Here is a 22,452-nt window from a genome sequence, read left to right as displayed (position 1 = left end):
CCTCACCTCTGGGTCATGGTCAGGAACCCAGGTAGCGCAGGATGGCCAGGACGCGCCGGCTGTATCCCATCTGTGGGACCAGCATTAATTTTTCAAAGATCGAGTTCACGTGTTTCTCAACGGAACTCAGCGAGATACACAGGACCTGAGCGACGTTCGCGTTGGTCCGGCCTTCCGCCATCTTCTCCAGCACCGCACGCTCTCGCGCGGTGAGTTTCGCCAACGGATCGGTGTGCGTCGTTCTCGCCACCAACCCCCGCACCACCTCCGGATCGAACGCGGTTCCACCCGCGCCCACTCGTTCCAATGCCTCCAGGAAGTCGCCTACCTGAGCCACCCGGTCCTTGAGGAGGTAGCCGACTCGTCCAGCGTCGCTACTGATCAGCTCGGCCGTGTACCGTTTCTCGACGTACTGGGACAGCACCAGCAGCCCCACCTCCGGCCATCGGGAACGCACCTCCAGCGCGGCGCGAATCCCCTCGTCGGAATGGCTGGGCGGCATGCGGACGTCGGTGACCACCACGTCGGGTTGGTCCCGATCAACCGCCTCGAGCAACGCGTCGGCGTCCCTGACCGACGCGATCACCTCATGCCCCTCGGCGACGAGCATTCGCCGAAGAGACTCGAGAAGCAGGACGTGGTCCTCGGCCAGGATCAGGCGCACGGCAGCCTCGCGGATACCACGGTCGGCCCACCAGGCGGACTGTCCACATCGAACTCACCATCCGCCGCGGCCACTCGCCTGGCCAATCCCGACAGACCTGTCCCGCTCTGTTGCGCTCCCCCGCCTCCGTCGTCACGTACGCTCACCGTGAGCCAGAGGTCCTCCTTTCGCACTGAAATATCGATGCCGTCGGGCTGCGCATGCTTGACCGCGTTGGTCACCGCCTCCGACACGACGAAGTACGCCACGGTCTCGGTGGCCGCGTCAGGCCGCTCGGCCAGGTCGAAGTCCAGCCGAACCGGCACGCTGGACCGTTCCGCGACCGATTCCAATGCGGGTACCAGTCCACCCTGGTCAAGTGCGATCGGATAAATCCGCCATGTGACCTCCCTCAGGTCCTTCAACGTCTGTTGCGCCTCGAGATGTGCCAGCTCCATCAACTCGTCGACGCTGCCCTGACCCGTGGCTCGCCTGGCCCTGCCGAGCAGCATGCCCAGCGCGACCAGCCGCTGCTGCACCCCGTCGTGCAGGTCACGCTCGATGCGTCGACGCTCCTCGTTGACCGCCTCGACCACGCCCGCGCGGGTGGTCGCCAGCTCGGCCACCCGACGACGCAGCAACTCCTCCTCGCGCGGACCGAGGAAGTACTTGATGGCCATGCGTTCCAGGTTGACGGCACCCGCTACGCCACAGGCGAGGATGACCATCACCAGGGCGCCGACCCCGAGGACGCCGAGCGTGGTCAGCACGGTCGGTGGAACCTCGTCGTCACCGCTGATGGGCGAACCCGTGACCAGTTGCCGGACCACGTACGTCGCGAGGATCAACCCGAGACCGAGGCCGAGCATGTTGATCACGCCGAACAGGCCGAGCGCGGCGCGCACCACCAGGAACCTCAGGACCCGTCCGCCGCCGAAATCACCGGTCTCCTCCGGATTGCCGTAGCACCAGGCCACCCTCGCACAGTGGATCTCCGTGAGCCGGCACCCGACCGCGTACACGCGCTGACGAGCGGCCGGCACCGCGAGCGCCGGTAGCGTGACGACGAGGTAGACCACCTCGACGACGGCGCCGACACCGCCCAGCCCGACCCCGAGGAGGGCGCAGCACGCCCGCTCGACGAGGTTTCGGCGATTGGATGAGGACATGGGGCCACATTAGGTGAGCACGCCGAGGAGCACATTGCGGTTTCCCGCATGTTTTACCTGCGGTTTTTACCCACGGAATCGTGCGGTCAACCACGTGGTCGTCACCCGTCCACATGCCTAGCGTGGAGATCGACAACAGCCCGATCGACCCGGAAGGCCCTTGATGAACCTGTCTCTCGCCGCCCCGACCGAGCCGGTGGACGGCATCGCCGGCCTCGCCGTGGACCTGATGGACAGGTTGGGCGGGCCAGGAGCCGCCCTGCTCGTCGGCATCGACAACGTGTTTCCGCCGGTACCGAGCGAGCTGGTGCTCCCCCTGGCCGGCTTCGCCGCCAGCCAGGGCACCCTGACCCTGCTCAGCGCGCTGATCTGGACCACCGTCGGCTCGGTCGCCGGCGCCCTGGTCACCTACTACCTCGGTGCGCTGCTCGGGCGTGACCGAACCCGAGCCCTGATCATCCGCGTCCCGCTGCTCAAGGCATCCGACTTCGACCGAACGGAGAGATGGTTCCAGCGACACGGCACCAAGGCGGTGTTCTTCGGCCGCATGGTGCCGCTGTTCCGGAGCCTGATCTCCTTACCCGCAGGCGTGGAACGCATGCCGGTCTGGAAGTTCCTCGCCCTGACCACAGCAGGCAGTCTGATCTGGAACACCGGTTTCGTCGTCGCCGGCTACCTTCTCGGCGCCAACTGGCAGGTTGTCGACCGGTACGCGGGCGCCTTCCAGATGGTGGTCATCGGGCTGGTCGTGCTGGTCATCGTCCTGTTCGTCGTTCGTCGGGTCCGCGAACGCCGCCAGGACAAGCTCCAACAGACCAGCCTCGACTGACCGTCAACGCGCTGGACGAACCACCGCCGCGGACGTCCCCCCGTGACGGACCGGTTCGCCCGCCGCGATGACCGCCCCGTCCCGGCGGAACTCGAGGCCTGCGGCGATGCCGATACCGGTACTGGTGTCGAACTCGTGGCCCAGTGCCCTGAGCGCCGCGCCCGTCGGAGCGTTGATGAACGTGGACTCGGCCAGGGTGCGTGCCGTGTTGCGTTGAGTGGCCCGAGGCGCGGCGATCGCGTCCGGCAGGGACATTCCGAAGTCCAGCCGGTTGACGATGATCTGCAGCACCGTCGTGATGATCGTCGTCCCGCCCGGGGAGCCGACCGCGAAGAACGGCTTGCCGTGGTGGAGCACGATCGTGGGCGACATGCTCGACCGGGGCCGCTTGCCCGGCTCAGGCAGGTTCGGATCCGGGGCGTCGCCCTGGGTCGGCGCGAAGTTGAAGTCGGTCAGCTCGTTGTTCAGCAGGAAGCCGCGACCCGGCACGACGATCCCGCTGCCTCCGAGCTGCTCGATGGTGTTGGTGTAGGAAACGACGTTGCCCCACCGGTCGCTGACCACGAAGTGGTTGGTGTGCGTGCCTTCGAGACCACCTGGAGTGGCCTTCCCCGCTGCCTGGCACGTGCCGGGGCCGAACGGGTTGCCAGGTGCGACCGGGCTGGTGCCGGCCGCCTCGGGGTCGATCTGGCAGGCACGCTGGGTAGCGAAACGATCAGAAAGGAGTTGCCGCTGCGGAACGTCCACATAGTCAGCGTCGCCGATGTAGCGGTTCCGGTCGGCGAAGGCGAGCCTGCTGGCCTCCAGGTAGTGGTGCAGGGCCTGTGCCCGGTCCATGTCGGACATGTCGAACCGCTCGAGGATGTTCAGAGCCTCGCCAACCGTGATACCACCACTGGAAGGAGGAGCCATGCCGTAGACGTCATAGCCTCGATACTGCATGTGGGTCGGCTGACGGTCGATCGCGCGATAGGCCTCGACGTCGTCCATCGTCATCAGCCCGGCCGGCGGGTCGATGGTCGCGTCAGGCGCGAGCGGTGGTTCCTGGACAGCGTCGACCATGTCACGGCCGACGGAACCTTCGTAGAAGGCGTCGGTGCCGTGCCGGGCGATCTGTCGGTAGGTGTCGGCGAGGTCGGGGTTGCGCATGAGCGTCCCGACCTCGGGGACCTCGCCGCCGGGCAGGAACAGCTCCGCGCTGGAGGTGAACTGCGACAGGCGGTCGGCGTTCGACGCGATCTGGCCACGGACGGCCGCGTCCAGGGGGAAACCCCTGTCGGCGACCCGGATCGCGGGCTGCAGCATCTCGTCGAGGTCGAAACGGCCCCATCGCTGGAGCGCCCGTTCCCAGGTGGCCAGCATGCCGGGTACACCGACCGACAGACCGCTGGTCACGGCGGTGGAGAACGGGTAGGGCTCGCCGGTGGCGGGGTCGATGAACATCGTCTCGCCGCCAGCGGCCGGCGTGGTCTCCCGGCCGTCGATGGTGGAGACCTTCCGGGTGCGGGCGTCGTAATAGACGATGAAGCCGCCACCGCCCAGGCCGGCGACGAACGGATCGGTGACCCCGAGAGTGGCCGCGACGGCGACAGCGGCGTCGGCGGCCTTGCCGCCCCGGCGCAGGACCTCGATGCCGGCTTCGGTCGACTCGAGGGTGTCGGACGCGACCGCGCCGCCGTAGCCGACCGCTACCGGCTGCTCGACCGATCGGCCAGATGACCCGGTCGTCCCGTCCGGTGCTCGATCGAGGGCCTCATCGGCTCCCGCGGTCGCGCTGCCGGCCGTGAGCGCAGTGGCCAGCAGGAGTCCAACCGACAGTGCCGAACCGAACCGACCTCCGCGCATGCCGACCTCATCTCCCAAGTTGACCTTCCCGCACTGTTTACTCGTCTGCGCGGCGAGACACAACGCCTCGTGGTCAACTGAGTACGATCAGCTCAGCGTCAGGCGCGGTCTGGCGCAGCGTTGACCCGGCGGACGTCCGCACCGAGGCTCACCATGTTCTCGACCAGCCCTGGGTAGCCACGGTCGATGTGGAAGACGTCCCACACCTCGGTGACACCGTCGGCGCGCAGGCCGGCGAGCACCAGGCCGACACCGGCGCGGATGTCCGAGGCCCACACCGGGGCGCTGGACAGCCGCTCCACGCCTCGGACCACGGCGTGGTGTCCGTCGGTTCGGGCGTCGGCGCCGAGGCGGACCATCTCCTCGATGAACCGGAACCGCGCCTCGAACAGGTTCTCGGTGATCATCGAGGTGCCGTCGGCGATGGCGCTCAGGGCGATCGCGAACGGCTGGAGGTCGGTGGCGAAACCCGGGTAGGGCAGCGTCACGAAATCCACGGCGGTGGGGCGTTCGGTCTGGACGACCCGGAACGCGTGACCGTCGATGATCGTGACGTCGGCTCCGGCCGTGCGCAGCTTCTCCAGCACCAGGTCGAGGTGGTGGGGGTCGACGCCACGGACAGTCACGTCGCCCTGGGTCATCGCGGCGGCGAAGGCCCAGGTCGCGCCGACGATCCGGTCGCCGATCACCCGGTGCTCGGTCGGCTGAAGTGCCTCCACCCCGTTCACGGTCAACGTCGACGTGCCGGCGCCTTCGATCTTGCCGCCCATCTGCTGGAGCATCGTGCAGAGGTCGACGATCTCGGGTTCGCGGGCGGCGTTGTCGATCACGGTCGTGCCGTTGGCGAGCACGGCGGCCATCAGGATGTTCTCGGTGGCGCCGACGCTGGGGAAGTCGAGCCAGATCTGGGCGCCGTGCAGGCCCTCGGCCTCGGCGACGACGCAACCGTGTTCGATCTCACTGTGGGCGCCGAGCTGGCGGAGACCGTTCTGGTGCATGTCGAGCGGACGGGACCCGATCGCGTCGCCACCGGGCATGGCGACCACGGCGCGCTTGCACCGGCCGACCAGCGGGCCGAGCACGCACACCGAGGCACGCAGCTTGCCCATGGACGCGGAGTCGGCGCGGTGGTTGAGGTCCGCGGGCGTGGTGATGGTGACCGTGTCACCGACGATGGTCACCGAGCAGCCGAGGCTGCGCAGGACCTCGGCCATCAGCGGCACGTCCAGAATCTCTGGGCAGTTGGTCAGCGTGGTGGTGCCCTCCGCGAGCAGTGCGGCGGCCATCAGCTTCAACACGCTGTTCTTGGCGCCCACGACCTGGACCTCGCCGGAAAGTCGTGCGCCACCGTGAACCTGGAAGTGCTCTGTCACGAGCGCCCATCATGCCCGAGTCCACCGGCTGCGCCACGAACCCCCCGGTCGACCGCGAGCCGCGCCCGTTGACCTCGACTTTGCTCGAGATTGCAGGCTGTCATCGATACAGCGTCGAGCGGAGGACCTATGCGTGCGGTGTGGTTGACGAAATTCGGAAGCCCCGAAGTGCTGGTTGCGAGGGATTCTCCCGAGCCGGTCGTCGGGCCGGGGCAGGCTCTGGTCGACGTGACGTTCGGGAACATCACGTTCGTGGAGACGCAGGTCCGGGCCGGGAACGGGCCCTACCGGCCGGAGTTGCCGATGATTCTCGGCAACGGTGTCGGCGGTGTCGTCCGGGCGGCCGAGGACCCCAAGCTGGTTGGGGCCACGGTCGTCACCAGCACCGGCGGATCCGGCGGGTACGCCGAACGGGTCGCGGTGGACGCCGCCGGGTTGTTCGTCGTGCCGCGCGGGCTGGCGCTGGACGACGCGGTGGCGCTGCTCGCCGACGGCCGGACGGCCACGATGCTCACGGACGCCGCCGGGCTGCGACGCGGCGACCGGGTGCTGGTCGAGGCGGCCGCGGGTGGGGTGGGTGGCCTGCTGGTCCAGCTGGCCAGGGCCGCCGGGGCGTACGTCATCGCGGCGGCGGGTGGGGCACGCAAGGTCGCCGTCGCTCTCGACCGGGGCGCTGACCTCGCGGTGGACTACCTGAGGCCGGGCTGGACTGACCAGGTCGGCGAGGTCGACGTGGTGTTCGACGGTGTCGGCGGCGACATCGGCCGCGCGGCGTTCGGCGCGCTGCGTGTCGGCGGGCGGCTGGTGGTCTACGGGCTGGCCAGCGGGACGTGGAACGACGTGACCGTGGACGAGGCGTCGGCGCGGGGTGTGACGCTGGTTCGGCCCTCCCCCGCCCCGGCTGAGCTGCGCGGGTTCACCGAGGCGGCGCTCGCCGACGGTGCGGCTGGCCGTCTTCGGCCGCTGATCGGGCAGCGGTTTCCGCTGTCGGCGGCCGCTGACGCGCATGCGGCCATCGAGGCGAGGGTGACGGTGGGTAAGACACTGCTCGAAACGTCGCCCGTGGTGGGTCATCGGGGAAGTTGACCGGGTCGCTCCTGGTGGTGGCCGGCGGCGGCAAGGCGGGCAGAGATAGTTCGGGGCGGGACCTCGCGTGCCGTGGCAGGCGGGGTCACAACCGGCGAACACGGAGCTTGTCGGTGTAGGGACACGGTCGCGACGTGAGTGCCTGTGGTCCCGAGGTCACGCCGGTTGGCGAGGCCTGTTCGGCGGAGTGGTTGGTGGGTTGAGCGCGCGCCGGTGCTCGTGGTGGCCGGCGAGAACGACCCGGTGGCGATCGGCAGATCGACAACCACCTCGACCGGCTCGGCGCCCGCAGCGCCGACTTCCAGGTGTACCGCTACGACGGCGGCCACGGCTCGCTGGTGCGGCCAGATCGTGTTGGAGCTGGGCACTGGGCTGCGGCTCGACTGCCTGCGACTCCGGCGTTCGGGCTCCCGGGTTCGGCTCCCGGCTTCGGCTTCGGCTTCGGCTTCGGCTTCGGCCCAGGGTGGGGGGCAGTTCGGCGGTGAGGACGGCGAGAGGTGTGGTGAGGAGAAGGGAGCTGGGCGGTGGCGGTGAGGAGATGGAGCGGCCAGACAGCTGAGCGGCAGAGGTGAGGCGGTGAGGAAGCGGTGAGGAAGCGGTAGCGAGGTGCGGAGTTCAGGGTCAGGGCAGCGAGGGAAGCGGGCGGCAACGACAAGCAGGCCGGGACGGCAAGCCAGGCACACAGCACGACAAGCAGACCCGAGCACCAAGCCACGCACACAGCACGACAAGCAGACCCAAGCACCAAGCCACGCACACAGCACGACAAGCAGACCCAAGCACCAAGCCACGCACACAGCACGACAAGCAGACCCAAGCACCAAGCCACGCACACAGCACGACAAGCAGACCCAAGCACCAAGCCACGCACACAGCACGACAAGCAGACCCAAGCACCAAGCCACGCACACAGCACGACAAGCAGACCCAAGCACCAAGCCACGCACACAGCACGACACGCAGACCCGAGCACCAAGCCACGCAGACGGCGAGGGTCAGGGGGTCAGGGCTTCGGGAAGTGGTGGCGGTGTGGGTGACGTGGGGGAATGGGTATCGTTCGGGGTATGGCGGTTCATATCACGCGCGTGTACACGAAGGTCGGGGACAACGGGACCACCGCGCTGGGGGACGGGCGGCGGGTGTCCAAGACCGACTCTCGCCTCGCCGCTTATGCGGATGTGGATGAGGCCAATGCGGCTATTGGTGTCGCCGTCGCCATGGGCGGTCTGGGGGACGAGATCGTCGGGGTTTTGCGGCGGGTGCAGAACGATCTGTTCGATGTGGGCGCGGATTTGTGTTCGCCCGTTGTGGAGGACCCCAAATATCCGCCGTTGCGGATTACCGAGAGTTATCTTGAGCGGCTTGAGGGGTGGTGTGACGAGTTCAATGAACGGTTGGAGAAGTTGAACTCATTCATTCTGCCTGGGGGAACAGCGGGCGCCGCGCTGCTGCACGTGGCTCGAACCGTCACCCGCCGAGCCGAGCGGAGTGCCTGGCAGTTGCTGGAGACCGAGGCCGAGCAGAGCAACCCGCTGGCGGCCCGGTATCTCAATCGGCTGTCCGACCTGTTGTTCGTCCTGTCCCGGGCGGCCAACCCGGACGGCGACATCCTGTGGAAGCCGGGCGGCGAGCGCTGACCACACGGGCTCCTCAGGACGCCCAGGGCAGCCGACCGGGCGGGGCCGACTCCAGCCACGACAGGAAGCCGGTGAGGGCGTCCGGGCCCATGGCGATCTCGACGTCGGGCTCCGGTGCGCTGGTGGCGGGAGCCCGGAAGCGGAGCACCCGGGACGCGGGCGGCATGCTGTACAGCTCCGCCCCCAGGGGCTCGCGGCGATCAGCTATCTCCAGACCGCTGCGGTGGATCACCCGGTCGGGCCCGGGACGCAGGCTCAGCACCCTGAACCACACGAACTCGTCGCCCTGGTAGCGGCCCACGCCCAGATGCCAGCCCTTGCCGGTGTCGTCCAGACGCGTTCTCAGCGCCGCGTGCACACCACCCGAACGCAGGGCCCTCAGACGCCGCACCGCCAGCCAGGCGAGCACGACAGTGACCAGGAAGAGGACCGCTACGACGACGACAGTGATGTCCACGACGGCCCGCTGCCTGCCGTCAGTCCGTCTGTCCCGCTGCGCGGAGGCGAGCGAGGGCTCTCGCTCGCGTGTGCTCGTCGGCGTCGAGGTCCGCCCTCGCCTGGGCGATGTCGATCTCATCGGCCAGATCGGCGGACTCGGCCAGGACACTGACCGTGTCGGCGGTCACCGAGAGGAAACCTCCGTGTACCGCGGCGGTCACGGTCTCACCGTCAGTCGTGCGGACGGTCACCACGCCACCCTCGACCAACTGGCCGAGCACAGGCTCGTGACCGGGCATGATACCGATTTCGCCCTCGGTGGTCTGGGCTACGACAAACGTGGCGGTACCCGACCACAGGCGTCGTTCCACGGCGACCAGCTGGACGGACATCTCGGCCACGCGGTACCTCCCTCAATGAGCTTGTGCCGAAGTCTAATTGACCTGCTCGCAACCTCTCCCACCAGCCCGGTGTCATTACGGGTGAAACGAGTCACCCGACCGAAACACTGGGGCACCCCATGAGAGACGCGGAGTTCACCGACTTCGTGACACACCGCTCCCCCACGCTGCTGCGCTCCGCCTACCTGCTCTGCGGCGGCGACCACGCCGCGGCCGAGGACCTGCTCCAGGAGGTCCTCGAACGGGTCTTCCCCCGCTGGCGGCGCATCCGCGACAACCCCGAGGCCTACGTCCGCGCCGCCCTCGTCAACGCCGCCACCAACCGCTGGCGACATCGCTCCCGCCGGGTCACCGAGGCGCCGCTGGCCATCGACGTCCCCGCCCCGCCGGTCGCCGGGCCCGAGCAGCACATCCTCACCCACGACCTCGTGGTCCGCGCGCTGGCCACCCTGCCGACCAGGATGCGGGCCGTGCTGGTCCTGCGTTTCTTCGACGACCTGTCCGCCGCCGACACCGCCGCCGTCTTACGCTGCGGGGTCGGCACCGTCAAGAGCCAGACCTCCCGCGGCCTCGCCCGCCTGCGCGAACACCTCACCCCGTCGGCGACAGCCACCACCGGAGCAGCAGATGGACAGCCGTGACCTCACCCAGGCCCTGCGGGACGCCACCGAGGACCTCACCCCACGGGACGGGTTCGCCGGTGACGTCGTCGCCGGCGGGCGGCGCCGCCGCCGGCGCAACCGGGTCGCGATGGCCTCCGCGGTCGTCGGGACGGCCGCCGTCGCCGCCATCGCCATGACCGGGCCGACCCCGTTGTCCGCGCCGCCGGCGCCCGGCGCCTCCCAGCAGACCGAGCCGTCGCGGGACTGGCGCATGTCCTACCAGGGCGGCGAGCACGTCGACGACCCTCTGCGGGTCACCGAGATCATCGAGGCGTGGACCACCGGGCTGCGGACCGGCCGGCCCGCCAACCAGAACGGCACCTTCGACGACCGGCCGGGCGACCCGCACGTGTACTGGGCCGGCGACACCATCAACGGCTACGGCGAGGCCGCGATCGTCATGGAAGTGGTCCGGCTCTCGCCCGACGACGAGCGGATCCTCACCGGCGTGGTCGCGACCCCGCCGAACACCACCGCGCCCCGCCTGCTGGGCCTGCAGCTCGACGGCCCCGGCGAGCAGGGCCAGTTCGTCCTGCCCGACAACCGGACCGTCGTGGCCGTCGCCCGTCCCGGCACCGAGCTGTGGCTCTCCCGTGAGATCACCTACACCGACGAGGGATCGCAGCGTCACTGGATGCCGTACGAGGCGACCGACGGCGTGATCGTCCAGGACCTCTACGACAACAGCAACAAGCTCAACGTCCGCCTCGTCGCCGGAGCCGAGCCGACCCCGGAGAACATGGACCCCGACCGGATCCGGCCGCTCGTGATGACCGGCCGGGACGCCGTCCCGACGGCCCGCGGCCTGCCCTGGGACCGCACGGTCGACCTCGGCGCCAACGACGCCGCCAGCAGTGTCGGCGACCGGTTCGACGCCTCCGCCGAGTTCACGAAGGCCCTGCGTGACAGCGGCCAGCTCGACCCGTGGTCCTACCAGGAGCGCCGGTCACCGTGGCTGGTCATGGCGAGGGTCCAGGACGGCGTGCTGATGATCGGCGAGCACCAGGAACTCGACGAGGCCGCGTACGTCTACGTCGCGATGCCCCGGGGCGACGGCGGCTACGACGTGCGCCGCGCGGGCACCACCGACCATTCCCTGCCGGTGGCCGTGCGGCTGCCGGACAACGGTGGCTATGTGGTGGCCGCGTTCGGCGAGGAGCTGACCTACCGGACCGGGTGGGACGGTGCCTGGTCCGCGCCCTTCCGCGACGCTGGCCTGCTGCCCCCGGAGGCGACCCACGTACAGGCCGGCGACCACTTCCTGGACCTGGCCAACGCCAAGTGAGACGCCACTGAGAGACGACGAACGGCGCCCCCGGTCGGACCGGGGGCGCCGTTCGTGTCGGTCAGGCGTTACTTCTTGGTGATCTCGCGGTACTTCTTCTCCAGGTCGTCCAGGCCACCGATGCCCAGGAACGCCTGCTCCGGGTAGGAGTCGAAGTCGCCCTTGGTGATCCGGTCGAAGGCCTCGACGGTCTCCTCGCGGGGCACGGTCGAACCCGGCTGGCCGGTGAACTGCTCGGCGACCAGCATGTTCTGCGACAGGAAGCGCTCGATGCGACGCGCCCGCTGCACCGTCACCTTGTCCTCCTCGGACAGTTCGTCCATACCGAGGATGGCGATGATGTCCTGCAGCTCCTTGTACTTCTGCAGGATCCGGATGACCTCGGACGCCACCGCGTAGTGCTTCTCGCCGACGATCGCCGGGTCGAGGATGGTGGAGGTGGAGGCCAGCGGGTCGACCGCCGGGAAGATGCCCTTCTGGAACACGCCACGGGACAGCTCGGTGGTGGCGTCCAGGTGGGCGAAGGTCGTCGCCGGGGCCGGGTCGGTGTAGTCGTCGGCGGGGACGTAGATCGCCTGCATCGAGGTGATCGAGCGGCCCTTGGTCGAGGTGATGCGCTCCTGCAGCTCGCCCATCTCGTCAGCCAGGGTCGGCTGGTAGCCCACCGCGGAGGGCATCCGGCCGAGCAGCGTCGACACCTCCGAGCCCGCCTGGGTGAACCGGAAGATGTTGTCGATGAACAGCAGCACGTCCTGGTTCTGCACGTCGCGGAAGTACTCCGCCATCGTCAGCGCGGACAGCGCGACCCGCATACGGGTGCCGGGCGGCTCGTCCATCTGCCCGAACACGAGCGCGGTGTCGTTGATGACGCCGTCCTCGCTCATCTCCAGGAACAGGTCGGTGCCCTCACGGGTGCGCTCGCCGACCCCGGCGAACACCGAGGTGCCACCGAAGTTGCGGGCGACACGGGTGATCATCTCCTTGATGAGCACCGTCTTGCCGACGCCGGCACCGCCGAACAGGCCGATCTTGCCGCCGAGCACGTACGGGGTCAGCAGGTCGATGACCTTGAGGCCGGTCTCCAGCATCTGGGTGCGGCCCTCGAGCTGGTCGAACGCCGGGGGCTTGCGGTGGATCTCCCACTTCTCGAGGTCCTCGCCGTAGCCCGGCTTGTCCAGGCACTCGCCCAAGGCGTTGTAGACGTGGCCCTTGACCTCCTTGCCGACCGGCACGGTGATCGCGGCGCCGGTGTCGCGGACCGGGGCGCCACGCACCAGACCGTCCTGCGGCTGCAGGGAGATCGTGCGGACGAGGTTGTCGCCGAGGTGCTGGGCGACCTCGAGGGTCACCGTCTTCTTCAGCTCCTCGAAGTCGATCTCGACCTTGAGGGCGTTGAACAGCTCGGGGATCGCGCCGCGGGGGAACTCGACGTCGACCACGGGCCCGGTCACCGACACGATGCGGCCCTGGGCTGCGTTCTCGGTTGTCGTCATCAGTCTTCACTTCCTACCGAGGCGAGCGCATCCGCTCCACCGACGATTTCGCTGATCTCCTGGGTGATCTGGGCCTGCCGAGCCTGGTTCGCGAGGCGCGTGTAGGTCTGCACCAGATCGCTGGCGTTGTCCGACGCCGACTTCATGGCGTTGCGCTGCGCGGCGAGCTGGGAGGCCGCCGACTCGAGCAGAGCGGCGTAGATCCGGGTGTTGATGTACTTGGGCAGCAGCGCCGAGAGGAGGGTCTCCGCGTTGGGCTCGAACTCGTACGCCGGGGCGATCACGTCGCTGGCCGGCGCCGGGGTCTCCGCCGCGTCGGTGTACTCGACCTCCAGTGGCGCGATGCGCTTGGCCACCGGGACCTGGGAGAGCATCGACCGGAACTCGGTGTACACGATGTGCAGCTCGTCCAGGCCGAGGACTCCGTCGGCGCCGGGCTGGTCGCCCTCGTCGTCCTGGCCCTCCATGAACGACTGGACCAGCGCGTTGCCGATCTCGGCCGCGTTCTCGTAGCGCGGCACCTGCGTGAAGCCGGTCCAGCTGTCGGACACGTCGCGGCCACGGAACTTGTAGTAGCCGACGCCCTTGCTGCCGATCACGTACAGCACCGGGTTCTTGCCCTGCTCACGCAGCAGCGAGAGCAGCTCCTCGGCCGCGCGCAGCACGTTGCTGTTGTAGCCGCCGCACAGGCCCTTGTCGCTGGTCACCACCAGCACCCCGACCCGGTTGGGGTTGTCCCGCTCGGTCAGCAGCGGGTCGTCCAGGGTGGACGCCGCGCTGGCCAGCGCGGAGAGCACCTTGGTGATCTCCGCGGTGTACGGCCGGGACGCGTCCACCCTGGCCTGCGCCTTGCTGATGCGCGAGGTCGCGATGAGCTCCATCGCCTTGGTGATCTTTCCGATCGACTTGGTCGACCGGATCTTCTGCCGTAGCTCGCGAAGTTGTGCCGCCATGCGGTTCTCGTCCCGGTCAGCTCGTGGCGGGGCGGGTGACCTTCACGGTCTCCTGCCCGACCTCGTTGGCGTCCATGGCCTCGGCCTCGGCCTCCACCAGGGTCTTGCCCTCGGAGGTGGTGAAGCCCTTCTTGAACTCGCCGGTGGCCTCGATGATCCGCTCGGCGATCTCGTCGGTCCACGGGGCGCCGGAGCGGATCTCGGCGAGGATGCCCTCGTGCCGGTGCCGCAGGTTCTCCAGCAGTTCCCGGTTGAACCGCGCGACGTCCTCGACCGGCACCTCGTCGTAGTGGCCGTTGGTGCCGAGGAACACGGTCACCACCTGCTGCTCGACCGGCACCGGCGAGTACTGCGGCTGCTTGAGCAGCTCGTAGAGCCGGCCGCCCCGGTCCAGCTGGGCGCGGGAGGTGGCGTCCAGGTCGGAGGCGAAGGCGGCGAACGCCTTCAGCTCCTCGTACTGCGACAGGTCGATGCGCAGCGAGCCGGAGACCTTGCGCATGGCCTTGACCTGGGCGGAGCCACCGACCCGGGACACCGAGGTGGTCACGTCGACCGCCGGGCGCTGACCGGAGTTGAACAGGTCGGACTGGAAGAAGCACTGCCCGTCGGTGATCGAGATGACGTTCGTCGGGATGTAGGCCGAGATGTCGTTGGCCTTCGTCTCGATGACCGGCAGACCGGTCAGCGACCCGGCGCCGAGCTCGTCGGACAGCTTCGCGCAGCGCTCCAGCAGACGGGAGTGCAAGTAGAAGACGTCGCCGGGGAACGCCTCGCGGCCCGGCGGGCGGCGCAGCAGCAGCGACAGCGCGCGGTAGGCCTCGGCCTGCTTGGTGAGGTCGTCGAACACGATCAGCACGTGCTTGCCCTGGTACATCCAGTGCTGGCCGATGGCCGAACCGGTGTAGGGGGCCAGCCACTTGAAGCCGGCGGAGTCGGACGCGGGGGCCGCGACGATCGTCGTGTACTCCAGCGCGCCGTGCTCCTCCAGCGCCGCGCGGACCGAGGCGATCGTGGAGCCCTTCTGGCCGACGGCGACGTAGATGCAGCGGACCTGCTGCTTCGGGTCGCCGGTCTCCCAGTTGGCGCGCTGGTTGATGATCGTGTCGACGCAGACGGCGGTCTTGCCGGTCTTGCGGTCGCCGATGATCAGCTGGCGCTGACCGCGGCCGATCGGGGTCATCGCGTCGATCGCGGTGATCCCGGTCTGCAGCGGCTCGCCGACCGGCTGGCGCTGCACGACCGACGCGGCCTGCAGTTCCAGGGCGCGGCGCTCGGAGGAGTCGATGTCACCGAGGCCGTCCAGCGGCTTGCCGAGCGGGTCGACGACCCGGCCGAGGAAGCCCTCGCCGACCGGGACCGAGAGGATCCGGCCGGTCCGCTTGACCTCCTGGCCCTCCTCGATCTGCTCGTAGTTGCCCAGGATCACGACACCGATCCGGCGCGGCTCCAGGTTCTGGGCGACGCCGAGGATGCCACCGGGGAACTCCAGCAGCTCGTTGGCCATGGTCGAGGGCAGGCCCTCGACGTGCGCGACGCCGTCACCGGTGTCGACGACGAGGCCGACCTCCTCCCGACTGACGTCGGGCGAGTAACTGGACACGTAGTTGTCGATCGCACTGCGAATCTCGTCCGACGAGATCGTCAGCTCCGCCATGGCGTTCCCGCTCCTACCGTCTTGTACTTCAATGTCTGGGGGTCCAATACCGCTCAGCCGGCCAGGCGGCGACGCAGTTCGTCGATTCGGGCGACGGCGCTGCCGTCGATGACCTCGTCGCCGACCTTGATGACCAGGCCGCCCTGGATCCGCGGGTCGACCTCGACGTGCAGCGCGATCGGACGCGCGTAGATGCGGTCCAGCGCCGAGGCCAGCCGCTGCTGCTGCTGGGCGGTCAGCGGGCCGGCGGAGACCACGTAGGCCACCGACCGTTCCCGCCGCTTGGCCGCCTCGGCGGCCAGGTCGGCGAGCCCGGGGACCAGCGCCCTGCCCTGCGGGGCGACCACCAGCTGTTCGACCAGCGCCACGGTGACCGGCTCGGACCTGTCCGCGATCAGCGAGCGCACCAGCTCCGACTTGGCCGACGCCGGTGCCGACCGGTCGGTCAGCGCCTGCTCGAGGTCGGTGTCGGCGGCGACGATCCGGCCGAACCGGAACAGCTCGTCCTCCACCGCGTCGAGCCGGCCCTCGCGCTCGGCCCGCACCAGCAGCGCGGTCCGCCCGAGGTGGTCGAGGCCGTCGACCAGCTCACGCGGTGTCGACCACCGCTCCCGGACCGCCGCGGCCAGCACCCGGAGGGTCTGGTCGCCGACCTTGCCGGACAGCAGGCCGGTGAGCAGCTGCTCGCGACGTTCCGGCGCGGCCGAGGAGTCGCCGAGTGCCCGGCGCAGGCCGATCTGGGCGTCCAGCAGCCGGACCACCGAGAACAGCTCGTCGCCGAGCTGGTCGGGGGCCCCGGCGGCTGCCTTGCGCGTCCGGGCGGGCTTGGCCTTGGCGGTGTCCGACGCCTTGGCGGTGTCCGAGGCCTTCGCGGCGTCCGAGCCGAGCACGTCGAGCAGGGTGAGCTCGGCGGCGGCCAGGGCGTCGCGACTAGCGGCGTGGAATGTCATCAGCGGGTCCTAGTTGTTGGCGGGCGCCGACACCGCGTCGAGCTCGTCGAGGAACCGGTCGACCGTGCCGCTGCGCCGTGCCTGGTCCTCCAGGGACTCGCCGACGATGCGGCTGGCCAGCTCGACCGCGGTCCGGCCGAGGTCGGCCCGCAGCTCGGCCACGATCTGGGCTCGCTGGGCCTCCAGCTGCGCCTGCCCCTGGGCCACGATACGCGCGGCCTCCTCCTGGGCCTGGACGCGCAGCTCCTCCTTGATCTGCTCCGCCTCCAGCCGGGCGTCGTCCCGGATGCGCGCCGACTCGGCGCGGGCCTCGGCCAGCTGCGCGGTGTAGGTCTGCAGCGCCTTCTCGGCCTCGGCCTGGGCGATCTCGGCCTTCTTGATCCCGCCTTCGATCTTCTCCGACCGCTCCTTGTACGCGGCCTCGAAGCGCGGGACAGCGAACTTCCACAGCACGAAGAGCAGGAGCAGGAAGGCGACCAGCCCGAGGATGATCTCGGACGTGTGCGGCAGAACCGGGTTCGGTTCTCCCTCGGCGGCCAGCACGATGGTGTTCAGCACGGCGTCTCCTTACCCAGCGGAACGTAGGTCAGGCGGCGTAGGCGATGAAGAAGAGCACCAGACCGATCAGAGCCAGCACCTCGGTCAGCACGAAGGTGGTCCAGGCGATGTTCATCAGCTTGCCCTGGGCCTCCGGCTGCCGGGCGGTGCCGTTGATGACCGCTGCCCAGATGATGCCCACACCGATACCGGGGCCGATCGCGCCGAGGCCGTACCCGATGAGCGCGAGGCCCGGGTTGATGTTGGCGGCCTCCTGCGCAAGAACAAGGTTGCTCACGTGTTTCCCTTTCAAACTCGGTCCGCGCGTCACACGGATCGGGTGTCTGTGTCTGTTGTTACGAGTTGGTCGTCTTCAGCTGGCCGTCAGTGGTCCGAGGACATCGCCTGGCCGATGTAGTTGGCGGACAGCAACGCGAAGATGTACGCCTGGATCACCATGATCAGTGCCTCGACGAACGTCATCGCGATGTTGAAGGCGAAGGCCACCACCGACACGCCCTTGAGCGCTCCGCTGCCCTCGATCAACAGGAACTCGCCGGCGATGGCGAACACCATGAGAATGAGGTGTCCGGCGAACATCGCCGCGAAAACCCGGATCGCCAGCGTGATCGGGTTCATGATGAACTTCGTGAACAGCTCGATCGGCGTCAGCAGGATGTAGATGGGCTTCGGCACGTTGGGCGGGAACAGCTGGTGCTTGAAGTACCCGATGAACCCGTGCCGCTTGAAGCCCATCCCGTGGTACACGGGGTAGACGACCAGCAACGACAACGCCAGTGGGAACCCGATGTGCGAGAACGACGGGAACTGGATGATCGGGATGATCCCGAAGATGTTGTTCACCAGCACGAAGGTGAACAACGCCAGGATCAGCGGCACGAAGGGCAGGAAGTCCTTCGATCCGATCTGCTCCCGAGCGATATTGTTCCGGCCGAAGTCGTAGACCGACTCGGCGAAGTACTGGAACCTGCCCGGGACGATCTGCATCCGGCGGGACGCCAGGAGGAAGAACGCCGAGATGATGACGACCGACAGGACGATCAACACCATCGGCTTCGTCACCGAGCCGAAAATGGGCGGCAGGAAGAAATCACCCGCGCCAGGGGGAACGAACTCGCCACCCTCTGCTAGCCACAGCGCCCGCAACTGGGCTCCTTCCGGTTCTCCCGGCCGGCAGATTGTCCCGCCGGGGGAATCGTCACGATCAGGACTTAACGTACCTCAGCGACATCGGGCACCTGGCAGCGGCACCCCTGCTCCCGAGGGGTGCCCCAAGGCCCTGCCGCGCACCATATCAGCCGCTCTCGGGCTAGAAGGACGCGCGTACTACTTGGTAGGAACATCACACCTGCCAGCGCTGATCCCGGCCCGGTGATCGACCCGAAGATCTACTGGTCACCGCTGTCGATGATCAAGGTCGGGATCTTCGTGCGGCGGAAGGCGATCATGTCCATCGCCGCCCAGACCACCACCACGGCCAGCATGGTGAACGCCAACGACTCGGTGTGCAGAAAGCTCACGTTGCCCAACAGCAACATGACCAACAGCAGGATCAGCATCTTGCCGATGAACCCGCCCAGCGCGGCACCCATGACCAGCATGGGGTTGAACGCGGCGGTCCGTCTCATCAGCCACAACGTGGCGAACGACGAGCCGAAGGCCACGATCCCGCCGACCAACGCGCCGAGGGAACCCTCGACACCCGCGACCAGGGTGCTGATCGTGATACCCGCCACCACGACCGCGACCGCCGGCCACAACGCATAACGCAACATGGCGTCGGCCAGCTTGTGCACCGACTCCGCGTGCGTACGCGGCATGTCGGTCAGCAGACCGAGGTCCAGCTCTTGTTTGTCCGTCTTGTCTGTCATCGCGCCCTCAGTCTAGGTACGGCCGAAACGATCAACGCGATCAGGAGGCCGAAACCCATGACCCAGACCACCGCGTACCCCTCGAACAGGGTCAGCGCGACCGTGCCGAACGCCAGCACCGCGGCCCACAGGTAGATCAGCAGCACCGCACGACGCTGGGAGTGACCGATCTCCAACAACCGGTGGTGCAGGTGCATCTTGTCGGCGTGGAACGGGCTCAGGCCCTTGCGGGTGCGCCGCACCACGGCCATCAGCAGGTCCAGCAGCGGCACGAACAGCACCGCCGCGACCACCAGCAGTGGCGAGAGCAACGCCACGGTGTCGGTGCCGTCCGGCCCCAGCACGCGCCCGGACGCCGAGGTGCTCGCCGCGGCCATCATCAGGCCGATCAGCATCGAGCCGGAGTCACCCATGAAGATCTTGGCCGGCTGGAAGTTGTGTGGCAGGAAACCAAGGCACGCGCCGGCCAGGGTGGCCGCGATCATCGCCGGCGCGTAGTTGTTCACGTCACCGCCCGACTCGTTGAGCAGGTGCAGCGAGAACGCGCACGTGGCCGCCGCCGAGATGAACCCGACGCCGGCGGCCAGCCCGTCGAGACCGTCGACGAAGTTCATCGCGTTGACCATCGTCAACACCAGCAACACGGTCAGGATCGCGCCCTGGTTCTGGTCGAGGATCAGCGTCGAGCCGACGCTGTCGTCCCCGCCCCACGGAACCCAGACGATGATCCACTGGAGCCCGAACAGCACCAGGATGCCCGCGCAGGTGGTCTGGCCGGCGAGCTTGGTCAGCGAGTCCAGCTCGAACCGGTCGTCGAGCATGCCGATGAGCACGATCATCCCGCCGCCGATCATCACCGCGGTCGGGTCGAAGGTGTACTCGAACCCGCGGCGCAGCGCCGGGAGCTGGTGGGCCAGCAGCATGCCGCCGCACACGCCCAGGTACATCGCCACGCCGCCAAGGCGCGGGATGGGCACGGTGTGCACGTCGCGCTGGCGGGGGTGGGCGACCGCGCCCCAGCGCAGCGCGAAGCGCCGGATCAGGCCGGTGAACAGGAACGTCAGCACGGCGGCGGTCAGGCCGACGAGCAGGTACTCCCGGATCGGGAGACCGTGGGGCTGGAAGTCCTGGGCGAGGTTCATCGCGGATACGCGGGGTGGGCGGCGGTCAACTGGCGCACGGCCTCGCGGACCTCGGCGTGCTCGGCGTCCCCGGCGGCGGTGCCCGGCACGGCCCGCACCGCGCGGCCGATGAGGCCCGCGATCCGCGTCATCGCCGGTTCGGCCATGCCCTGGGTGGTCACGCACGGCGAGCCGACGCGGATCCCGGAGGCCACGGCCGGCGGCGCCGGGTCGAACGGCACGGCGTTCTTGTTCAGCGTGATGCCGGCGGCCTCGCAGCGGCGTTCGGCCTCGGTCCCGGTGACGCCGCCGGTGACCGCCACGTCACGCAGGTCCAGCAGCGCGAGGTGGGTGTCGGTGCCGCCGGAGACCGGGCGCATGCCCTCGGCGGCCAGGCCGTCGGCCAGGGCGGCGGCGTTGGCCACGACCTGGGTGGCGTAGCCGGCGAACTCCGGGGTGGCCGCCTCCCGCAGGGCGACGGCCTTGGCCGCGACGGTGTGCATCAGCGGCCCGCCCTGGGCGAACGGGAACACGGCCTTGTCGATGGCCTTCGCGTGGTCGGCACGGCTCAGGATCATGCCGCCCCTCGGCCCGCGCAGCACCTTGTGCGTGGAGAAGGTGACCACGTCGGCGAAGGGCACCGGCGAGGGGATGACGCCACCGGCGACCAGGCCGATGAAGTGCGCGGCGTCGACCATGAGGATCGCGCCGACCTCGTCGGCGATCGCCCGGAACGCGGCGAAGTCGATGAGCCGGGGGTAGGCGGTGGCCCCGGCGATGATCATCCTCGGCTCGTGCGCGCGGGCGAGGTCGCGGACCTGGTCGTAGTCGATCAGTTCGGTGTCCGCGCGCACACCGTAGGCGACCGGCTCGAACCAGCGACCGGAGAAGTTGACCTTCGAGCCGTGGGTGAGGTGGCCGCCCTGCTTGAGGTCCATGGCCAGTACCCGGTCACCCGGCTCGCAGAACGCGGCGTAGGCGGCGAGGTTGGCGCTGGCCCCGGAGTGCGGCTGGAGGTTGGCGTGCTCGGCGCCGAACAGCGCCTTGGCGCGCAGCACTCCGAGGTCCTCGGCCTCGTCGACCCGCGAGCAGCCGCCGTAGTAGCGGCGGCCGGGGTAGCCCTCGGCGTACTTGTTGGACAGCGTCGACCCCAGCGCGGCCAGGACGGCCGGGCTGGTCAGGTTCTCGCTGGCGATCAGCTGGAGGCCGCCTCTGAGCCGACCGAGCTCACCGAGGACGACGTCGGCGATCTCGGGGTCCGTACTGGCCAGGGCCGCGAAGTCCGGGCCCCAGAACGGCGTATCCAAGCGCGTTGCTTCTTCCACGAGGCTGCAGTGGCGTCAGGTTACCGCGAGTGCGGACCGTCACCGTTCCGTGGTGACCGGGCGGCTACCGGGCGGCTACCGGGCGGCTCAGGAAGATCAGCTGACCGATCGCGCGGCTGACCGTGAAGCCGTTGGCGGCGTAGAGCGCGCGGGCCCTTGTGTTGTCCGCCTTGACATCCAGCCACACCTCGGTCGCACCGTGGACGGTCGCGGCGCGGGCCAGCAGCGCGCGCAGCAGCGCCCGGCCGTGACCGCTGCCCCGGTGCTCGGCGGCGAGCACGACGCGGCGCAGCTCGACCGACGGGCCGGGAACCCGGGCCAGCACGGCGAAGCCGACCGGGACGCCCGCGCGCAGGGCGATGAGGTGTTCCTGGGTGGGGTCGCTCAGGGCGTGGTCGTGCCAGGCGGGACCGGTGTCGCCGAGCCAGCACGCGGTGTCCGGTTCGGCCTCCCACGCGATGACCGCCGCGAGGTCCGCGCGGGCGGTGGCCCGCAGGGCGAGCATCAGGCGGGGCTCTGTACCTCGGTGCCGAGGACCTCGGCGACGGCCGCGACGCTGACCGCGCCCTCGCGCAGCACCGCCGGCTCGTCCCCGGTCAGGTCGACGATCGTGGAGGGCACCGGCTCGCCGGAGGGACCGCCGTCCAGGTACACCGCCACCGAGTCGCCGAGCTGCTCGCGGGCGTCGGCGGCGTTGGCGGCCGGCGGCTGGCCGGAGCGGTTGGCGCTGGAGACGGCCATCGGGCCGACCTCGCGCAGCAGTTCGATGGCCACCGGGTGCAGCGGCATACGCAGCATGACGGTGCCGCCGGAGCGGCCGAGGTCCCAGGACAGCGACGGCGCGTGCGGCAGCACGATCGACAGGTCACCCGGCCAGAACGCCTCGATCAGCAGCCGGGCGGTCCTGGGCACCGACAGCACCAGGCCGTCGATCGTCGACCAGGACCCGACCAGCACGCCGACCGGCATGTCCGGGCCCCGGTTCTTCGCCGCCAGCAGCGAGGACACCGCCGAGGAGGAGAACGCGTCGGCGCCGATGCCGTAGACCGTGTCGGTCGGCAGCACCACCAGACGTCCCGCGCGGACCGCGCTCGCCGCGGCGGCCAGACCGTCCGCGCGGTCCTGCTCGACCGCGCAGTCGTAGACGACACTCACGGGG

Annotated in this window: 23 protein-coding genes; 5 read left to right on the top strand and 18 right to left on the bottom strand. The window is 69.2% G+C overall.

What is annotated here, in order from left to right; translation table 11 throughout:
* Positions 1-19: 19 nt before the first annotated feature.
* Together BLA60_RS24900 and BLA60_RS24895 are read right to left on the bottom strand one after the other, a co-directional pair.
* A complete protein-coding gene (locus tag BLA60_RS24900; RefSeq protein ID WP_075135406.1) occupies positions 20-664 on the bottom strand; it encodes a response regulator in 645 nt (214 codons plus the stop codon).
* Complete coding sequence (locus BLA60_RS24895) at positions 655-1,812, bottom strand: sensor histidine kinase (RefSeq protein WP_075135405.1); 1,158 nt, start codon at positions 1,810-1,812, stop codon at positions 655-657. Before BLA60_RS24895 ends, BLA60_RS24900 begins: the two co-directional genes overlap by 10 nt.
* 163 nt (positions 1,813-1,975) lie before the next feature.
* On the opposite strand from BLA60_RS24895, the gene BLA60_RS24890 reads away from it, so the two are divergent.
* Positions 1,976-2,641 (top strand): DedA family protein, encoded by a 666-nt coding sequence (locus BLA60_RS24890; RefSeq protein ID WP_154814565.1) that lies wholly within the window; start codon positions 1,976-1,978, stop codon positions 2,639-2,641.
* A 3-nt stretch (positions 2,642-2,644) separates the two neighbouring features.
* Here BLA60_RS24890 and ggt read toward each other — a convergent pair whose 3' ends face one another.
* Both ggt and murA read right to left on the bottom strand, forming a co-directional pair.
* Complete coding sequence (gene ggt / locus BLA60_RS24885; protein ID WP_075135403.1) at positions 2,645-4,486, bottom strand: gamma-glutamyltransferase; 1,842 nt, start codon at positions 4,484-4,486, stop codon at positions 2,645-2,647.
* A gap of 98 nt (positions 4,487-4,584) precedes the next feature.
* Positions 4,585-5,859: a UDP-N-acetylglucosamine 1-carboxyvinyltransferase gene (gene murA, locus BLA60_RS24880; protein ID WP_075135402.1), complete on the bottom strand. Its 1,275-nt coding sequence runs from the start codon at positions 5,857-5,859 to the stop codon at positions 4,585-4,587.
* A 129-nt stretch (positions 5,860-5,988) separates the two neighbouring features.
* Between murA and BLA60_RS24875 the strand changes: the two genes are divergently transcribed.
* Both BLA60_RS24875 and BLA60_RS24870 read left to right on the top strand, forming a co-directional pair.
* On the top strand, positions 5,989-6,945 hold the full coding sequence (locus BLA60_RS24875; protein ID WP_075135401.1) for a zinc-binding dehydrogenase: 957 nt from the start codon (positions 5,989-5,991) through the stop codon (positions 6,943-6,945).
* Between the two features lie 1,064 nt (positions 6,946-8,009).
* A complete protein-coding gene (locus tag BLA60_RS24870; RefSeq protein ID WP_075135514.1) occupies positions 8,010-8,582 on the top strand; it encodes a cob(I)yrinic acid a,c-diamide adenosyltransferase in 573 nt (190 codons plus the stop codon).
* 13 nt (positions 8,583-8,595) lie between these two features.
* On the opposite strand, the gene BLA60_RS24865 is transcribed toward BLA60_RS24870, so the two are convergent.
* Positions 8,596-9,039 carry a DUF2550 domain-containing protein gene (locus BLA60_RS24865; protein ID WP_075135400.1) on the bottom strand — a complete coding sequence of 148 codons (444 nt, stop codon included), beginning with the start codon at positions 9,037-9,039 and terminating at the stop codon, positions 8,596-8,598.
* 19 nt (positions 9,040-9,058) lie between these two features.
* Positions 9,059-9,421, bottom strand: coding sequence for a F0F1 ATP synthase subunit epsilon (locus BLA60_RS24860; protein ID WP_075135399.1), 363 nt, complete (start codon positions 9,419-9,421; stop codon positions 9,059-9,061).
* Between the two features lie 119 nt (positions 9,422-9,540).
* On the opposite strand from BLA60_RS24860, the gene BLA60_RS24855 reads away from it, so the two are divergent.
* Positions 9,541-10,062 (top strand): SigE family RNA polymerase sigma factor, encoded by a 522-nt coding sequence (locus BLA60_RS24855; RefSeq protein ID WP_075135398.1) that lies wholly within the window; start codon positions 9,541-9,543, stop codon positions 10,060-10,062.
* Entirely contained in the window at positions 10,049-11,368 is a 1,320-nt protein-coding gene (locus tag BLA60_RS24850; RefSeq protein ID WP_075135397.1) for a hypothetical protein, read from the top strand. Before BLA60_RS24855 ends, BLA60_RS24850 begins: the two co-directional genes overlap by 14 nt.
* Positions 11,369-11,436: 68 nt before the next feature.
* Here the strand turns inward: BLA60_RS24850 and atpD are convergent, their stop codons facing one another.
* The 12 genes from atpD to BLA60_RS24790 all read right to left on the bottom strand — a co-directional run bounded on the left by atpD (position 11,437) and on the right by BLA60_RS24790 (position 22,448).
* Positions 11,437-12,861: a F0F1 ATP synthase subunit beta gene (atpD, locus tag BLA60_RS24845; protein ID WP_075135396.1), complete on the bottom strand. Its 1,425-nt coding sequence runs from the start codon at positions 12,859-12,861 to the stop codon at positions 11,437-11,439.
* Positions 12,861-13,814: a F0F1 ATP synthase subunit gamma gene (locus BLA60_RS24840; RefSeq protein ID WP_075135395.1), complete on the bottom strand. Its 954-nt coding sequence runs from the start codon at positions 13,812-13,814 to the stop codon at positions 12,861-12,863. The genes atpD and BLA60_RS24840 overlap by 1 nt, the downstream gene beginning before the upstream one ends.
* 16 nt (positions 13,815-13,830) lie before the next feature.
* Positions 13,831-15,468 carry a F0F1 ATP synthase subunit alpha gene (atpA, locus tag BLA60_RS24835; RefSeq protein WP_075135394.1) on the bottom strand — a complete coding sequence of 546 codons (1,638 nt, stop codon included), beginning with the start codon at positions 15,466-15,468 and terminating at the stop codon, positions 13,831-13,833.
* 53 nt (positions 15,469-15,521) lie between these two features.
* Positions 15,522-16,418 (bottom strand): F0F1 ATP synthase subunit delta, encoded by an 897-nt coding sequence (locus tag BLA60_RS24830; RefSeq protein WP_075135393.1) that lies wholly within the window; start codon positions 16,416-16,418, stop codon positions 15,522-15,524.
* Between the two features lie 9 nt (positions 16,419-16,427).
* Positions 16,428-16,976: a F0F1 ATP synthase subunit B gene (locus BLA60_RS24825; RefSeq protein WP_245812137.1), complete on the bottom strand. Its 549-nt coding sequence runs from the start codon at positions 16,974-16,976 to the stop codon at positions 16,428-16,430.
* A 28-nt stretch (positions 16,977-17,004) separates the two neighbouring features.
* On the bottom strand, positions 17,005-17,253 hold the full coding sequence (locus tag BLA60_RS24820; protein WP_075135392.1) for an ATP synthase subunit c family protein: 249 nt from the start codon (positions 17,251-17,253) through the stop codon (positions 17,005-17,007).
* An 86-nt stretch (positions 17,254-17,339) separates the two neighbouring features.
* Positions 17,340-18,122, bottom strand: a complete 783-nt coding sequence (gene atpB / locus BLA60_RS24815; RefSeq protein ID WP_075135391.1) for a F0F1 ATP synthase subunit A — start codon at positions 18,120-18,122, stop codon at positions 17,340-17,342.
* A 242-nt stretch (positions 18,123-18,364) separates the two neighbouring features.
* On the bottom strand, positions 18,365-18,847 hold the full coding sequence (locus BLA60_RS24810) for a Cg1360 family ATP-synthase-associated protein (RefSeq protein WP_245812136.1): 483 nt from the start codon (positions 18,845-18,847) through the stop codon (positions 18,365-18,367).
* Positions 18,844-19,989: a glycosyltransferase family 4 protein gene (locus BLA60_RS24805; protein ID WP_075135390.1), complete on the bottom strand. Its 1,146-nt coding sequence runs from the start codon at positions 19,987-19,989 to the stop codon at positions 18,844-18,846. The genes BLA60_RS24810 and BLA60_RS24805 overlap by 4 nt, the downstream gene beginning before the upstream one ends.
* The gene (locus tag BLA60_RS24800) at positions 19,986-21,275 is read right to left on the bottom strand and encodes a serine hydroxymethyltransferase (RefSeq protein WP_075135389.1); all 1,290 of its coding nucleotides are present in this window, start codon (positions 21,273-21,275) and stop codon (positions 19,986-19,988) included. The genes BLA60_RS24805 and BLA60_RS24800 overlap by 4 nt, the downstream gene beginning before the upstream one ends.
* Positions 21,276-21,357: 82 nt before the next feature.
* A complete protein-coding gene (locus BLA60_RS24795) occupies positions 21,358-21,798 on the bottom strand; it encodes a GNAT family N-acetyltransferase (RefSeq protein ID WP_075135388.1) in 441 nt (146 codons plus the stop codon).
* Positions 21,798-22,448: an L-threonylcarbamoyladenylate synthase gene (locus tag BLA60_RS24790; protein ID WP_075135387.1), complete on the bottom strand. Its 651-nt coding sequence runs from the start codon at positions 22,446-22,448 to the stop codon at positions 21,798-21,800. The genes BLA60_RS24795 and BLA60_RS24790 overlap by 1 nt, the downstream gene beginning before the upstream one ends.
* Positions 22,449-22,452 lie beyond the last annotated feature (4 nt).

Origin of the sequence: Actinophytocola xinjiangensis (assembly GCF_001921215.1) — a bacterium.
In the GTDB taxonomy this organism is placed as follows: domain Bacteria; phylum Actinomycetota; class Actinomycetes; order Mycobacteriales; family Pseudonocardiaceae; genus Actinophytocola; species Actinophytocola xinjiangensis.
The sequence above is the reverse complement of the archived record's forward strand: the minus strand, read 5'-3'. Positions and strand labels throughout refer to the sequence as shown.

What these genes read in the sequence shown, in the direction of transcription:
- BLA60_RS24805 (WP_075135390.1), bottom strand. Translation starts at nt 19,989, where the DNA reads ATGAACCTCGCCCAGGACTTCCAGCCCCACGGTCTCCCGATCCGGGAG.
- atpD (WP_075135396.1), bottom strand. Translation starts at nt 12,861, where the DNA reads ATGACGACAACCGAGAACGCAGCCCAGGGCCGCATCGTGTCGGTGACC.
- BLA60_RS24870 (WP_075135514.1), top strand. Translation starts at nt 8,010, where the DNA reads ATGGCGGTTCATATCACGCGCGTGTACACGAAGGTCGGGGACAACGGG.
- BLA60_RS24795 (WP_075135388.1), bottom strand. Translation starts at nt 21,798, where the DNA reads ATGCTCGCCCTGCGGGCCACCGCCCGCGCGGACCTCGCGGCGGTCATC.
- BLA60_RS24840 (WP_075135395.1), bottom strand. Translation starts at nt 13,814, where the DNA reads ATGGCGGCACAACTTCGCGAGCTACGGCAGAAGATCCGGTCGACCAAG.
- BLA60_RS24830 (WP_075135393.1), bottom strand. Translation starts at nt 16,418, where the DNA reads ATGACATTCCACGCCGCTAGTCGCGACGCCCTGGCCGCCGCCGAGCTC.
- BLA60_RS24890 (WP_154814565.1), top strand. Translation starts at nt 1,976, where the DNA reads ATGAACCTGTCTCTCGCCGCCCCGACCGAGCCGGTGGACGGCATCGCC.
- BLA60_RS24810 (WP_245812136.1), bottom strand. Translation starts at nt 18,847, where the DNA reads ATGACAGACAAGACGGACAAACAAGAGCTGGACCTCGGTCTGCTGACC.
- ggt (WP_075135403.1), bottom strand. Translation starts at nt 4,486, where the DNA reads ATGCGCGGAGGTCGGTTCGGTTCGGCACTGTCGGTTGGACTCCTGCTG.
- BLA60_RS24850 (WP_075135397.1), top strand. Translation starts at nt 10,049, where the DNA reads ATGGACAGCCGTGACCTCACCCAGGCCCTGCGGGACGCCACCGAGGAC.
- BLA60_RS24875 (WP_075135401.1), top strand. Translation starts at nt 5,989, where the DNA reads ATGCGTGCGGTGTGGTTGACGAAATTCGGAAGCCCCGAAGTGCTGGTT.
- atpA (WP_075135394.1), bottom strand. Translation starts at nt 15,468, where the DNA reads ATGGCGGAGCTGACGATCTCGTCGGACGAGATTCGCAGTGCGATCGAC.
- BLA60_RS24855 (WP_075135398.1), top strand. Translation starts at nt 9,541, where the DNA reads ATGAGAGACGCGGAGTTCACCGACTTCGTGACACACCGCTCCCCCACG.
- BLA60_RS24895 (WP_075135405.1), bottom strand. Translation starts at nt 1,812, where the DNA reads ATGTCCTCATCCAATCGCCGAAACCTCGTCGAGCGGGCGTGCTGCGCC.